Consider the following 14116-nt stretch of genomic DNA (forward strand, 5'->3'; position numbering starts at 1 on the left):
ATGTCGATGATCCATTTATACCGAGCGGTACGATATGTGCGCTGCAGCATGGTACGATGGTGCTCCAGACGACCGGAGCGATCGTCCAAGCTACTGAAATTGCGTGGCTTATGGCAAGTCCGCAGGCATCAATGGGGTCCACGAATGGCCGGCAAATTCGTTCGAAATCTATCCCTGGGTGCAGGGACCGTCGCAGTTTTGGCCGCCCTGGCGGGCAGTGCGGCACTGATCGACCGCTCCGGCGCAGCGGCGCAGGAGACGCCCGCGCCGCCGGCTGCGGTGGCCGCCGCGGTGGCCACCGTCGAGACCAAGCCGACCGCACCGGCGGATGACTTTTCCGGCCGTCTCGAAGCGGTCGAGCGCGTCGAGGTCCGTTCGCGCGTCGCCGGCGCCGTGCAGGAGATCCGCTTCCGTGAGGGCGCGCTGGTCAAGAAAGATGACCTGCTGGTGGTGATCGATCCGGCGCTCTACGCCGCCGAGGTCGATCGTGCCCAAAGCCAGGTCACCGCGGCGCGGGCCCGCCTGACGCTCGCCAGGGCCGATTTCGAGCGGGGGCAGCAGCTGTCGAGCTCGAGCATCACCCAGCGCGAGCTCGACACCCGGACCAATGGCTATCGTGAGGCGGAAGCCAGCCTCAGAACCGCCGAGGCCGCGCTGAAGACCGCCGAACTCAATCTCGGCTACACGCAGATCCGCGCGCCGGTGTCGGGCCGGGTCGGCAAGGTGGAGATCACGGTGGGCAATCTGATCGCCGCCGGACCGAGCTCGCCGCTGCTGACCACATTGGTGTCGGTCGATCCGATCTATGCCAGCTTCAACGCCGACGAGCAGGTGGTGACGCGTGCGCTGAAGACGCTGGCCGACGAGCACGCGCCGACCGCGATCGACCGCATCCCGGTGCAGATGACGACCGGCGCGGGTGGCGCACCGGTGAAGGGCCGGATGCAGTTCATCGACAATCAGGTCGATCCGCGCTCCGGCACGATTCGGGTGCGCGCGGTGTTCGACAATGCCGACGGCCGGCTGATGCCGGGCCAGTTCGCGCGGCTGTCGATGGGCCAGCCGAAGCCGGAGCCGGCGCTGCTCGTCAGCGAACGCGCGGTCGGCACCGACCAGAACAAGAAGTTCGTCATGGTGGTCGACGCCCGGAACCAGGCCGAATATCGCGAGGTGACGCTGGGCGCCTCGGTGGGCGGCCTCCGGATCGTCGCCTCCGGCCTGAAGGCCGGCGAGCGCATCGTGGTCAACGGCCTGCAACGCGTCCGTCCGGGCGTGACCATCAAGCCGGAAGCGGTGGCGATGGACGCCGGCGCTTCCAGCAAGACGGTCGCGCAGAACTAATCGTCACCCGTCGCGTCCGAGCGCGGCGGGGCGTCTTTCATTCACAGACCGACAGCAGCGCAGCCGCATCCTCGGCCGCGCAGGGATCTCTGCGCCCGCGCGGGCCGATCGGCACGGACCACAGCCATGAATTTCTCCAAATTCTTCATCGATCGCCCGATCTTCGCCGGCGTCTTGTCGGCGCTGATCTTCCTCGCCGGCCTGCTGTCGCTGCCGGTGCTGCCGATCTCCGAATATCCCGAAGTCGCGCCGCCGACGATCGTGGTGACCGCCAACTATCCGGGTGCCAATCCCAAGGTGATCGCCGAAACGGTGTCGACGCCGATCGAGGAGCAGATCAACGGCGTCGAGAACATGCTCTATATGAGCAGCCAGGCCACCACCGACGGCCGGATGACGCTCAACGTCACGTTCCGCCTCGGCACCGATCCGGACAAGGCGCAGCAGCTGGTGCAGAACCGCGTCTCGCAGGCCGAGCCGCGGTTGCCGGCGGAAGTCCGCGCGCTCGGCGTCACCACCATCAAGAGCGCGCCCGATCTGACCATGGTGGTGCATCTGATGTCGCCGAACGACCGCTACGACATGACGTATCTGCGCAACTACGCGGTGCTCAACGTCAAGGACCGGCTGGCGCGGATCGAGGGCGTGGGGCAGGTGCAGCTGTTCGGCTCGGGCGACTATTCGATGCGGGTCTGGCTCGATCCGCAGAAGGTCGCCGAGCGTGGGCTGTCGCCGAGCGACGTCGTGGCCGAGATCCGCGCCCAGAACGTGCAGGCGGCGGCAGGGCAGGTCGGCAGTTCGCCGAGCCAGCCCGGTCTCGATCTGCAGCTCTCGGTCAACGCGCAAGGGCGGCTGCAGACCGAAGAGGAATTCGGCGACATCATCGTCAAGAACGGCGACAACGGCGAAGTCGTGCGGCTGCGCGACGTCGCGCGGATCGAGCTCGGAGCCGCCGACTACGCGCTGCGTTCGCTGCTCAACAACAAGTCCGCGGTGGCGATTCCGATCTTCCAGTCGCCGGGCTCGAACGCGATCCAGATTTCCGACAACGTCCGCGCGACGATGAAGGAACTGCAGCAGAACATGCCGGACGGCGTCGCCTACGACATCGTCTACGATCCGACGCAATTCGTCCGCGCCTCGATCGAGGCGGTGATCCACACGCTGCTCGAAGCCATCGCGCTCGTTGTGCTGGTGGTGATCCTGTTCCTGCAGACTTGGCGCGCCTCGATCATTCCGCTGATCGCGGTCCCTGTCTCGGTGGTCGGCACCTTCGCGGTGATGCACGTGTTCGGATTCTCGATCAACGCGCTGACCCTGTTCGGGCTGGTGCTGGCGATCGGCATCGTGGTCGACGACGCCATCGTGGTGGTCGAGAATGTCGAGCGCAACATCGAGCGCGGGCTGAACCCGACGGACGCCGCCTATCAGGCGATGCGCGAAGTCACCGGCCCGATCATCGCGATCGCGCTGGTGCTGGTCGCGGTGTTCGTGCCGCTGGCCTTCATCACCGGCCTGACCGGGCAGTTCTACAAGCAGTTCGCCCTGACGGTGGCGATCTCGACCGTGATCTCCGCCTTCAACTCGCTGACGCTGTCGCCGGCGCTCGCGGCGTTGCTGCTGAAGGGCCACGACGCGCCGAAGGATGTGCTGACGCGGTTCATGGACAGGACGCTCGGCTGGTTCTTCGTCCGCTTCAACAGCTTCTTCGCGCGGAGTTCGGAGGCCTATGGCGGCGGCGTCAGGCGGGTGATCTCGCGTCGCGCGATCGGCATGGCGGTGTATCTGCTGCTGGTCGGCGTCACCGGGTATCTGTTCCACGCGGTGCCGGGCGGCTTCGTGCCGGGCCAGGACAAGCAGTATCTGGTCGGGTTCGCGCAATTGCCGGACGGCGCCACGCTCGACCGCACCGAAGAGGTGATCCGGCGGATGGGCGAGATCGCCCAGCAGGAGCCGGGGGTCGAGAATTCGATCCAGTTTCCCGGCCTGTCGATCAACGGCTTCACCAACTCGTCGAACTCCGGCATCGTCTTCATCGGCCTGAAGGATTTTGCGGAGCGCAAGGACAAGTCGCTGAGCGGCAACGCGATCGCATTGTCGCTGAACAAGAAGTTCGCCGGCATCCAGGACGCGTTCATCGCGATGTTCCCGCCGCCGCCGGTCGCCGGGCTCGGCACCATCGGCGGCTTCAAGCTGCAGATCGAGGATCGTGCCGGTCTCGGCTACGAGGCGCTGAACGACGCCACCAAGGCGTTCGTCGCCAAGGCGAGCGCACAGAAGGAGCTCGCCGGGCTGTTCACCAGCTACCAGATCAACGTGCCGCAGCTTTATGCCGACGTCGATCGCACCAAGGCGCGGCAACTCAACGTGCCGGTGACATCGATCTTCGAGACCATGCAGATCTATCTCGGCTCGCTCTACGTCAACGACTTCAACAAATTCGGCCGCACCTATTCGGTGCGGGTGCAGGCCGATGCCAAGTTCCGCGCGCGGGCCGACGACATCGGGCAGCTCAAGGTGCGGTCCGACAGCAACGCGATGATCCCGCTGTCGACGCTGCTGCGCGTCAGGGAGAGCGCCGGGCCGGAACGGGCGATGCGCTACAACGGCTTCCTCACCGCCGATGTGAGCGGCGGGGCGGCGCCCGGTTTTTCGACCGGACAGGCCCAGGATGCGATCGAGCGCGTCGCCAGGGAGACGCTGCCGAAGGGCGTGTCCTACGAGTGGACCGAACTGACCTATCAGGAAATCATCGCGGGCAATTCGTCGCTGATCGTGTTTCCGGTGGCGCTGCTGCTGGTGTTCCTGGTGCTGGCCGCGCAATACGAAAGCCTGACCCTGCCGCTGTCGATCATCATGATCGTGCCGATGGGGCTGCTGGCGGCGATGTTCGGCGTCTGGATCAGCGGGGGCGACAACAACGTCTTCACCCAGATCGGGTTGATCGTGCTGGTCGGGCTGTCGGCGAAGAACGCGATCCTGATCGTGGAATTCGCGCGTGAGCTGGAATTCGCGGGGCGAACCCCGGTGCAGGCCGCGATCGAGGCGAGCCGGCTGCGGCTGCGTCCGATCCTGATGACGTCGATGGCGTTCATCATGGGCGTCGTGCCGCTGGTGACGTCGAGCGGCGCCGGATCCGAAATGCGGCACGCGATGGGCGTCGCGGTGTTCGCCGGCATGATCGGGGTCACCGCCTTCGGGATCTTCTTCACGCCGATGTTCTACGTGGCTCTGCGCGCGCTGGCCGGCAACCGTCCGCTGACCCAGCACGGCGAAGCGACCGTCGATCACGACGCGCCGCTGGCGCCTGGATCGGATTCGCCAGCTCGGCATCCCGAGCCCGTGCTGACGTCACACAACCAAGGTCCATCGGCGTGACGTCCGACCGCTCGCCTGGGTCCCGCAAGCGACCAGCAGGAGGAACCGCATGCTGTTCGATCTGATCTTGATGCTACCCTGGATTGCAAGATCCTTCACCCTCCGCCGGCGGCGGAACCGATCGGCTGCGCCGGTCGAGGCGGGGCGGCTGACGAATGATTGGCGCTTTGTGCGGTCTTGGCTTAAAGCAGGCTGACCTCCCATCATCGTCGGCCCCTTGCGGCTGCGCATCGTCAGGCGCGCCGCGTCGACCGGTTCGGTCCCGGGATTTCCCATTCAGGCGTCATCGCCCATAAGGTGTTCTATCCGTGCCATTTTCGACCACTCTCCCGCCGCTCGCCCGAGCGCTGGCGGAACGCAATTATTCTGAAGCGACGCCGGTGCAGAGCGCGGTGCTGGCGCCGGACGCGGCCGGCCGCGATCTGCTGGTGTCGGCGCAGACCGGCTCCGGCAAGACCGTCGCCTATGGGCTGGCGATCGCGCGCGAACTGCTCGGCGACGCCGAACGCTTTCAGCCAGCCTCTGCGCCGCTGGCGCTGATCGTGGCGCCGACCCGCGAACTGGCGCTGCAGGTGCATCGTGAGCTCGGCTGGCTGTACGGCGCCACCGGGGCGCGTGTGGTGTCCTGCGTCGGCGGCATGGATCCGCGCCGCGAGCAGCGCGAGCTGGAAGCCGGCGCGCATATCGTCGTCGGCACGCCGGGGCGGCTGTGCGACCATCTGCGCCGCAACCGGCTCGACGTCTCGCAATTGAAGGCCGTGGTGCTCGACGAGGCCGACGAGATGCTCGATCTCGGCTTTCGCGAGGACATGGAGTTCATCCTCAAGACCACACCGGCGAGCCGCCGCACCCTGTTGTTCTCGGCGACGCTGCCGCGCGGCATCATCGCGCTCGCCAAGACCTATCAGCACAATGCGTTCCGCGTCGAAGTCGCCGGCCGCGAAGGCGGCCACGCCGATATCGAATATCGCGCGATCAGGATCGCGCCGAACGATGTCGAACACGCCGTGGTCAACACCCTGCGCTTCGTGGAGTCGCCCTCAGCGATCGTGTTCTGCAACACCCGCAACGCGGTGAACCATCTGCAGACCTCGCTGCTGGAGCGCGGCTTCTCGGTCGTCGCGTTGTCCGGCGAACTGACCCAGAACGAACGCACGCAGGCGCTCAACGCCTTGCGCGACGGCCGGGCCCGGGTCTGCGTCGCCACCGACGTCGCCGCGCGTGGCATCGACCTGCCCAATCTCGGCCTCGTCATCCACGCCGATCTGCCCAACGATCCGGAAGTGATGCAGCATCGCTCGGGCCGCACCGGGCGCGCCGGCAAGAAGGGCGTCAGCGTTCTGTTAGTGCCGCCGGCGCGGCGGCGACGCGCCGAATCACTGCTCGACCTCGCCGGCATCGAGGCGATCTGGGGCACCGCGCCGCAGGCCGACGAAATCCGCGCGCTGGATCAGCAGCGCATGATGCAGGATTCGCTGTTCACCGAGGAGGCGACGCCGGACGATCAGGCGCTGGCGCAGGCCCTGATGGCCGAGCGCTCCGGCGAAGAGATCGCAATCGCGCTGGCGCGGCTGTATCGCGCCCGGCTGCCGGCGCCTGAAGACATTCTCGATCCCGGCGAACGCCCGGTCCGCGGCCGCGACGATCGCGCCACGCCCAAGGGGGCGCGCGCGCCGCGCGAGGAGCGCGACTATGGTCCGCGCGATTCCGGTTCGCGGGCGCGCCCGGGGAAGGCCGGACAGAAACACGCGATGACCGACGGGGTGTGGTTTCGCGCCGCGATCGGCAAGCGCAAGAACGCCGAGGCGCGCTGGCTGCTGCCGATGATCTGCCGCCGCGGCGGCATCGATCGTCAGGTCATCGGCGCCATCCGGATTCTCGACACCACCACCGAATTCGAGATCGCGGCCTCGGCCGCGGTGGATTTCGCCGCGCAGATCAAGCGCCCGGACAAGGACGACAACATCCGGATCGAGCCTTTGATCGGCGCCAAGCCGATCGAGGCGGGGGCCGAAAGACCCTCGGCCAAGCCGCATGGCGGCCAGATGTCGGAGCGCGAGACGCGCCGCAGCAAGCGGCCCGATTCGTGGTCGCCGCAGATCGAGCCGCTGGCCGACCCGCGCCCGCCGCGCGCCGGCAAGAACGCGGGATACAAGGACGCCGGCTTCAAGAAAGACGGCTTCAAGAAGGACGGCTTCAAACAGGATGGCCTGAAAAAGAAGCCGCGCGACGACAAGCCGGCCTATGTCAGCAAGGCACGCCGCGCCGATCCGTCGGCGCCCAGCCCCGGTTTCAAGAAAAAGCCGAAGAAGAAGTTTCGCGACTGACAGGATTGGGCCTAGGCAACGCCCGGCGTGCCGCGGGCGAGAAAGAACAGCTCGACCAGGCGGCCCTTCTTGCCGGCGAGCGCGAAGATGCATTCCGGCACTTCGGCGTCGAGTTCGGGCACCGGAATCCGCGCGATGCCGTCGGTCCGGCTCGAGCCCTGCTCCCACATGAAGCCGATGCCGAGCTGATTGGCGACGGCCTCGAGAATCCCTTCGCGGGTGTTGACGATCAGTGACGGCGTCGGGCGCAAACCGAGTTCGCGGAAGGCGCGGTCGACGGTGCGTTGCGTCGACGAATCGCGCGACCGAAACACCAGGGGATACTGCGTCAGCTCGGCGATCCCGACCTGTTCGCGCCCCTGCAGCGGATGGTCGGGGTGACACAGCGCGACGACGCGCTGCGCGAGGCATATTTCGCGACGAAAGCGCTTGTCCGCCGGCACCTCGGGCAGCACGCCGATATCGACGCGTTGTTCGACCACGGCGGCGACGATCGCCGACCAGCTGCCGATTTCGATCGCCACCTGCACTTTCGGATAGAGCCGCTTGAACGCGGCGATCAGCGCCATGCCCGGCATCGAATTGCCGAGGCCGACGCGGAGCTCGCCGCCGGCCAGCTCGCCCCGCTGCTGCAGGATCGAGAGCGCGTCGGCTTCCACCGCCTGCATCTTGCTGGTCGCGCCGTAAAGCTGGCGGCACAGCGAAGTCGGGATCAGGCTCGACCCGTGGCGTTCGAACAGCGCCACGTCGAATTCGGCCTCCAGCTCGCGCACCGACTGCGCCACCGCCGATTGCGACACGCCGATGTGCCGCGCGGCCGCGGCAAAGCTGCCGGTTTCGAACACTGCGTTGACTGCACGCATCCGCGCCGATGTCAGGGCCATGCCGGCAACGTGCTCCCGGCCGTGACGGCCATCCTTCGCGACAACGCCGCAAGTTTCGTAAGGAAATCTCGCGGGAACCATAAGCAAAGCTGTTGACTGTTATGTGACTGTCAGGGGGCGCCCTTACCCACGTGCTTATCGATCGCAATCGAGGAGCAGGCGGTATGGCGAGAATCGAACTCAGTGCGATCCGCAAATCCTTCGTCGCCACCGACGTGCTAAAGGGCGTCGACCTCGCCATCGAGGATGGCGAGTTCGTTTCGCTGGTCGGGCCGTCCGGCTGCGGCAAGTCGACCCTGTTGCGGATCATCGCCGGGCTCGAACCGCAGAGCTCCGGTGCGGTCAGGATCGGCGGCCAACCGGTCGACGGGATACGGCCGAGCCAGCGCAATCTGGCGATGGTGTTCCAGTCCTACGCGCTGTACCCGCATCTCAGCGTCTACGACAATATCGCGGTGCCGCTGCGGATGAAGCGGCTGTCGACGCTGGAGCGGCTGCCGGCGCTCGGCCGGCTGCTGCCGAACCGCCACCGCGTCGAGCGCGAGATCCGCGGCGAGGTCGAGCGCGTCGCCGCCCAGCTCGAACTCTCGGCCTATCTCAAGCGCAAGCCCGGCCAACTCTCCGGCGGCCAGCGCCAGCGCGTTGCGGTCGGCCGCGCCATCGTGCGGCAGCCGGTGGCGTTCCTGTTCGACGAGCCGCTGTCCAATCTCGACGCCAAGCTGCGCGTGCACATGCGCGCCGAAATCGCTCAGCTGCATCGCCGGCTCGGCACCACCTTCGTGTACGTCACCCACGACCAGGCCGAGGCGATGACGATGTCGGGCCGGATCGCCGTGATGATCGGCGGCGAACTGGTGCAGGTCGGCCGCCCCGCCGAGGTCTACGACAATCCGCGCGACATTCGCGTCGCCGAATTCGTCGGCAGCCCGAAGATCAACGTGTTTCCCGGTCACATCCGCGCCGACGGCGCTGTCGAGATGCTCGGACATCCGCTCGGCGTCGCAGCCGCGGTCGCGGCTGGTCCGTGCCGCATCGGCATCCGCCCCGAACGGATCGAGCTCGGCGCCACCGGCGCGTTCGCCGGCGCTGTGGTGCATGTCGAGAACATGGGCGCCGAAGCCTTCGTGCATCTCGGCGTCGACGGCATCCCTCATCCGGTACTTGCGCGGATCGGCGACGTTCGCGCATTGCCGCCGCTCGGCAGCAGCTCGCGGTTCGGCGTCGCGCCCGACGCGATCCGGCTGTTCGATGCTGCCGGCAAGCGCATCGAGACGAAGCTGCCGGCAGCGGCGCAGCGGATGCGGGAGGCGGCCAGTGTCTGACGCCGCCTCCACCCTCGGCACGCTTCCGCTGGCGCGGCCGGCTCCCGCCGTCGCCGCCCGCCGCTCACCGCGGCTGGGCCATGTCGCAGCCTATGGGCTGGTCGGGCCCGCTGTCGTGCTGATGCTCCTGATGCTGCTCGGGCCGCTCCTCGGTGTGATCGCGCTGTCGTTCACCGACTATCAGCTCGGCGCGCCGTCGCTCGGCTGGATCGGGCTCGCCAACTATCAGGAGATGTTCGCCGATCGGGTGTTCTGGATCTCGCTGACCAATACGCTGACCTATGTGGTGATCGTGGTGCCGGGCGCGGTCGCGCTCGGGCTCGGCGTCGCACTGCTGATCCAGAGCGGCGCCGGGCTGCGCGGCTTCTATCGCATGGTGTATTTCCTGCCCGTGATGGCGACGCTGATCGCGATGGCGATCGTCTGGGAGTTCATGCTGCATCCGCAATTCGGGCTGGTGAACGGGCTGCTGCGCAGCGTCGGGCTGCCCGCGCATGGCTGGTTGCAGGACAGCAACACCGCGCTGCTGTCGCTCTGCGTGATCGGCATCTGGCAGGCGCTCGGCTTCAACATGGTGTTGTTCCTCGCCGGCCTCGTCTCGATCCCGAAATCTCTCTACGACGCCGCCGAGATCGACGGCGCCGGCAGCGCGTGGTCGCGGTTCCGGCTGGTGACCTGGCCGCTGCTCGGGCCGGTCACGGTGTTCGTCGTGGTGATCACCGGCATCCGCTCCTTCCAGGTGTTCGACACCGTGCACGTCCTCACCAAAGGCGGGCCGTCGAAATCCACCGAAGTGCTGATCCACACCATGTACATGGAAGGCTTCGAGTTCTTCCGCTCCGGCTACGCCGCGGCGCTGACCGTGGTGTTCCTGGTGTTCGTGCTGGCGCTGACCCTCGTCAAGGCCCACCTCGCCGCCCGACAGGTGCACGCATGATCAAAGCGCTGAAGCCGAACCCCTGGGCGGTGCTGCGCCATGTCGTCCTGTTGTGCGGGGCGCTGGTGGTGCTGACGCCTTTCATCTGGATGATCTCGACCGCGTCGAAGCCGCCGGCCGAGATCTACACCAGCGACGTGCATCTGATCCCCCATCACTTCGCCCTGTGGGACAATCTGCAGGAAGCCTTCGCCAAGTCCAATCTCGGGCGGTTCCTGCTCAACGGCCTGATCGTCACGGTGTCGATCTTCGTGCTGCAGGTGCTGGTCGCGCTGCCGGCCGCCTATGCGCTGGCGAAGCTGCGCTTCGTCGGCCGCGGCACGTTGTTCGCGCTGGTGCTGTTCGGCATCCTGATTCCGCCGCAGGCGACCGCGATCCCGGTGTTCCTGTTGCTGCACCAGATCGGCGCGCTCGACAGCTACGCGGCCCTGGTGCTGCCCTTCACCATCTCGGTGTTCGGCATCTTCCTGATGCGGCAGTTCTTCAAGACCGTGCCCGACGATCTGATCGACGCCGCGCGGATGGACGGCATCTCCGAATTCGGCATCGTCTGGCGGGTGATGCTGCCGACCGCGATCCCGGCGGTCACCGCCTTCGGCATCTTTTCGGTCGTCGCCCACTGGAACGATTATTTCTGGCCGCTGATCGTGCTCAACAGCGAACAGCTGCGGACGCCGCCGCTCGCGGTCGCGCATTTCCGCAACGCCGAGGCCGGCACCAATTACGGCCCGCTGATGGCCGCGGCGCTGGTGATCATCACGCCGCTGGTGATCGCGTTTCTGCTCGCCCAGCGCCGGTTCATCGAAGGCATCACGATGACCGGCCTGAAGTAACGACGTCCCTCTCACACAAGGAGATCTCTTATGTTGCGAACCTGGATGGCTGCGGCGGCTCTCACGCTCGCCGCCGGCTGCGCCCACGCGCAGACGCAGACCGAAGTCGTGCTGCAATATCCCTATCCCGAGCTGTTCACCGAGACCCACAAGCAGATCGCGGCCGAATTCGCCAAGGTGCATCCGGAGATCAAGGTGAGCTTCCGCGCGCCTTACGAATCCTATGAGGAAGGCACCCAGAAGGTGCTGCGCGAGGCGGTCACCAATCAGGTCCCCGACGTCACCTTCCAGGGCCTGAACCGCGTCCGCGTGCTGGTCGACAAGAACATCCCGGCCGAACTCGACGGCTACATCGCCGCCGAAAAGGACTTCGACAAGCAGGGCTTCCACCAGGCGATGTACGACATCGGCACGGCGAGCGGAAAGGTCTACGCGCTGCCGTTCGCGATCTCGCTGCCGATCGTCTACGTCAATGTCGATCTGGTGAAGCAGGTCGGCGGCGATCCGAACAATCTGCCGACCAGCTGGGACGGCCTGATCGACCTCGCCAAGAAGGTCAAGGCGCTCGGCCCTGACTACAACGGCATCACCTATGCGTGGGACATCACCGGCAACTGGCTGTGGCAGGCGCCGGTGTTCGCCCGCGGCGGCACCATGCTGAACGCCGACGAAACCAAGGTGGCGTTCGACGGTCCGGAAGGCCAGTTCGCCATGAAGCAGATCGCCCGCCTCGTCACCGAGGGCGGCATGCCGAATCTCGACCAGCCGTCGATGCGCGCCGCCTTCGCGGCGGGCAAGACCGGCATCCACATCACCTCGACCTCCGATCTCAACAAGACCACGCAGATGATCGGCGGCAAGTTCACGCTGAAGACCCACATCTTCCCGGACGTCGTCAAGCCGAACGGCCGGCTGCCGGCCGGCGGCAACGTCGTGCTGATCACCGCCAAGGACAAGGCCAAGCGTGACGCGGCCTGGGAAGTGGTGAAATTCTGGACCGGCCCGAAGGGCGCGGCGATCATGGCAGAAACCACCGGCTACATGCCGCCCAACAAGGTCGCCAACGACGTCTATCTCAAGGATTTCTACGAGAAGAACCCGAACAACTACACCGCCGTGAGCCAGCTCGCGCTGCTGACCAAATGGTACGCGTTCCCCGGCGACAACGGCCTCAAGATCACCGACGTGATCAAGGACCATCTCAACTCGATCGTGACCGGCGCGCGGGCCAAGGAGCCGGACGCGGTGCTCGCCGACATGACCAAGGACGTGCAGAAGCTGCTGCCGAAATCGGTCGGCGCGGCGCGCTGATACGCAATGACCTGCGCGGAGCGGGCTTGCCCGCTCCGCTTTCGTTCCGGGAGGACGCCATGAAACTGATCCAGCTCAGCGATATCCACCTCACGACGCCGGGGGCGACGATCGGCGGCCGCGATCCGCGACGCAATTTCGAGCGCGCGCTGGCGCACGTGCTGCGCGATCACCACGACGCCGAGCTGATGGTGATCACCGGCGATCTGTCGGACTGGGGCGATCGTGACGACTATATCTGGCTCAAATCCACGCTCGACGCGTTTCCGATTCCGACGCGGCTGTGCATCGGCAACCACGACCGCCGCGACGTGTTCTTGAGCGTGTTTCCCGAATATGACGACGGCGGCTTCGTGCAGGGCGTCCACGACGTCTCGGCCGGTCGCTGCCTGCTCCTCGACACGGTCGAGCCGGACACCCATGCGGGCCGCTATTGCGACGCGCGGCAAGTCTGGCTGCAGCGGCAACTGATTGGGCACCCCGGCCCGTTCCTGCTGTTCATGCATCACAACCCCATCCGGACCCATCTCGGCGCGCTGGACCAGATTCGCCTGCTCGATGACGCGGCGTTTCGGCAGATCGTCGGCCGCCACCGCGATCGTATCCGTCACATCTTCTTCGGCCATTGCCATCTGCCGCTGTGCGGCTCGGTGGCCGGCGTGCCGACGTCGTCGCTGCGCGGCACCAACCACGCGTCGTTCCCGCTGTTCTCCGAGACCGCGCTGCTGAGCGCGTCGGACCTGCCGGAATCCTACGGCGTCGCCTTCATCGGCGACGACGACGTCACCGTGCACATGGTCGAATTCGGCTACACCGGCCCGATCCGGGTGGAAGGCTCGCCCGACTACACGGCCTGGGATCGGGAGACGATGGTGCGATGAAGTTCGTCGTTCTGACCGACACTCATTTCGTCGCCCGCGGCCGGCGCATCTACGGGCTCGATCCCGCCGAGCGGCTGCGTGCTGCGATCGGCTGCATCAATCGCGACCACCCGGAGATCGCCTTCGTGATCGTCACCGGCGATCTCGCGCATTGGGGCGAGGACGCCGCCTATCAAGCGTTGGCCGAAGTCCTCGGCGAACTGCGTGCGCCGACCCTGCTGCTGATGGGCAATCACGACAAGCGCGCCGGCTTTGCCCGCTACTTCCCGGGCGTGCCGCGCGACGCCGCCGGCTTCGTGCAGACGATGCAGGTGTTCGACGCCGCCACTGTTGTGACGCTCGACACGCTGAACGAAGCCGCGCCCAATCACGAGGGACTGTTGTGCGACGCCCGGCTTGCGTTTCTCGAACACGCGCTGACTTCGGCGCCGACTGACCGGCCGCTGCTGCTGTTCCAGCATCACCCGCCGTTCGACACCGGGCTGCGCTATATGGATACGATCCGGCTCGCCAATCCCGAAGCCGAATGGGAGGTGATCGCGCGGACGCGGCGGCCCGATTATCTGTTCATGGGCCATCTGCACCGGCCGATCGCCGGCGTCTGGCGCGGCATTCCGTTCCACATCCAGCGCTCGCTGGCGCACCAGGTCGCGTTCGATCTCGTGACCGAAGGCCACATCCCCGGCTCGCATGAGGCGCCGGACTACGCGCATGTCAGCGTCGAGGGCGACCGCATCGTGATCCATCAGCGCTCGTTCCTGTACGACGGACCGCTGTTCTCCTTGCACGACAAGGCCGCGCTGGAGCGCGTGGAGTTCTGAGCGCCCCGCTTCGGAAATGACGACGAATCGACCATCGGCATTGCCGTGCGTCGCGAAACGGGATAGCCGCCGTGATCAACC

10 protein-coding genes are annotated in these 14116 nt (G+C 66.5%); 9 read left to right on the top strand and 1 reads right to left on the bottom strand.

All coding sequences use genetic code 11. The annotated features are described in order from the left end of the window. Positions 1–144 precede the first annotated feature (144 nt). From ACTZWT_RS22205 to ACTZWT_RS22215, 3 genes are all read left to right on the top strand, one after another. Complete coding sequence (locus tag ACTZWT_RS22205; RefSeq protein ID WP_444771845.1) at positions 145–1341, top strand: efflux RND transporter periplasmic adaptor subunit; 1197 nt, start codon at positions 145–147, stop codon at positions 1339–1341. Positions 1342–1467: 126 nt separating this feature from the next. Continuing rightward, on the top strand, positions 1468–4719 hold the full coding sequence (locus ACTZWT_RS22210; RefSeq protein WP_444771846.1) for an efflux RND transporter permease subunit: 3252 nt from the start codon (positions 1468–1470) through the stop codon (positions 4717–4719). A gap of 308 nt (positions 4720–5027) precedes the next feature. Then, positions 5028–7046 carry a DEAD/DEAH box helicase gene (locus ACTZWT_RS22215; RefSeq protein WP_444771847.1) on the top strand — a complete coding sequence of 673 codons (2019 nt, stop codon included), beginning with the start codon at positions 5028–5030 and terminating at the stop codon, positions 7044–7046. An 11-nt stretch (positions 7047–7057) separates the two neighbouring features. Here the strand turns inward: ACTZWT_RS22215 and ACTZWT_RS22220 are convergent, their stop codons facing one another. Continuing rightward, complete coding sequence (locus ACTZWT_RS22220; protein ID WP_444771848.1) at positions 7058–7930, bottom strand: LysR family transcriptional regulator; 873 nt, start codon at positions 7928–7930, stop codon at positions 7058–7060. A gap of 164 nt (positions 7931–8094) precedes the next feature. Between ACTZWT_RS22220 and ACTZWT_RS22225 the strand changes: the two genes are divergently transcribed. Genes ACTZWT_RS22225 through ACTZWT_RS22250 form a run of 6 tightly spaced genes read left to right on the top strand, consistent with a single transcriptional unit; the run spans position 8095 to position 14035 of the window. Then, a complete protein-coding gene (locus tag ACTZWT_RS22225) occupies positions 8095–9252 on the top strand; it encodes an ABC transporter ATP-binding protein (RefSeq protein ID WP_444771849.1) in 1158 nt (385 codons plus the stop codon). Continuing rightward, positions 9245–10189, top strand: a complete 945-nt coding sequence (locus ACTZWT_RS22230; protein ID WP_444771850.1) for a carbohydrate ABC transporter permease — start codon at positions 9245–9247, stop codon at positions 10187–10189. The genes ACTZWT_RS22225 and ACTZWT_RS22230 overlap by 8 nt, the downstream gene beginning before the upstream one ends. Continuing rightward, complete coding sequence (locus ACTZWT_RS22235; RefSeq protein ID WP_444771851.1) at positions 10186–11022, top strand: carbohydrate ABC transporter permease; 837 nt, start codon at positions 10186–10188, stop codon at positions 11020–11022. Before ACTZWT_RS22230 ends, ACTZWT_RS22235 begins: the two co-directional genes overlap by 4 nt. Before the next feature lie 30 nt (positions 11023–11052). After that, on the top strand, positions 11053–12333 hold the full coding sequence (locus ACTZWT_RS22240; protein WP_444771852.1) for an ABC transporter substrate-binding protein: 1281 nt from the start codon (positions 11053–11055) through the stop codon (positions 12331–12333). A 59-nt stretch (positions 12334–12392) separates the two neighbouring features. After that, positions 12393–13214 (top strand): phosphodiesterase, encoded by an 822-nt coding sequence (locus tag ACTZWT_RS22245; protein WP_444771853.1) that lies wholly within the window; start codon positions 12393–12395, stop codon positions 13212–13214. Further along, positions 13211–14035, top strand: a complete 825-nt coding sequence (locus ACTZWT_RS22250) for a phosphodiesterase (RefSeq protein ID WP_444771854.1) — start codon at positions 13211–13213, stop codon at positions 14033–14035. The genes ACTZWT_RS22245 and ACTZWT_RS22250 overlap by 4 nt, the downstream gene beginning before the upstream one ends. Positions 14036–14116 lie beyond the last annotated feature (81 nt).

It is taken from the genome of Rhodopseudomonas sp. NSM (assembly GCF_052445935.1).
Taxonomy (GTDB): Bacteria; Pseudomonadota; Alphaproteobacteria; order Rhizobiales; family Xanthobacteraceae; genus Rhodopseudomonas.

Coding starts and splice junctions, on each gene's coding strand:
- ACTZWT_RS22245 (WP_444771853.1), top strand. CDS start 12,393: ATGAAACTGATCCAGCTCAGCGATATCCACCTCACGACGCCGGGGGCG.
- ACTZWT_RS22250 (WP_444771854.1), top strand. CDS start 13,211: ATGAAGTTCGTCGTTCTGACCGACACTCATTTCGTCGCCCGCGGCCGG.
- ACTZWT_RS22240 (WP_444771852.1), top strand. CDS start 11,053: ATGTTGCGAACCTGGATGGCTGCGGCGGCTCTCACGCTCGCCGCCGGC.
- ACTZWT_RS22220 (WP_444771848.1), bottom strand. CDS start 7,930: ATGGCCCTGACATCGGCGCGGATGCGTGCAGTCAACGCAGTGTTCGAA.
- ACTZWT_RS22205 (WP_444771845.1), top strand. CDS start 145: ATGGCCGGCAAATTCGTTCGAAATCTATCCCTGGGTGCAGGGACCGTC.
- ACTZWT_RS22210 (WP_444771846.1), top strand. CDS start 1,468: ATGAATTTCTCCAAATTCTTCATCGATCGCCCGATCTTCGCCGGCGTC.
- ACTZWT_RS22235 (WP_444771851.1), top strand. CDS start 10,186: ATGATCAAAGCGCTGAAGCCGAACCCCTGGGCGGTGCTGCGCCATGTC.
- ACTZWT_RS22225 (WP_444771849.1), top strand. CDS start 8,095: ATGGCGAGAATCGAACTCAGTGCGATCCGCAAATCCTTCGTCGCCACC.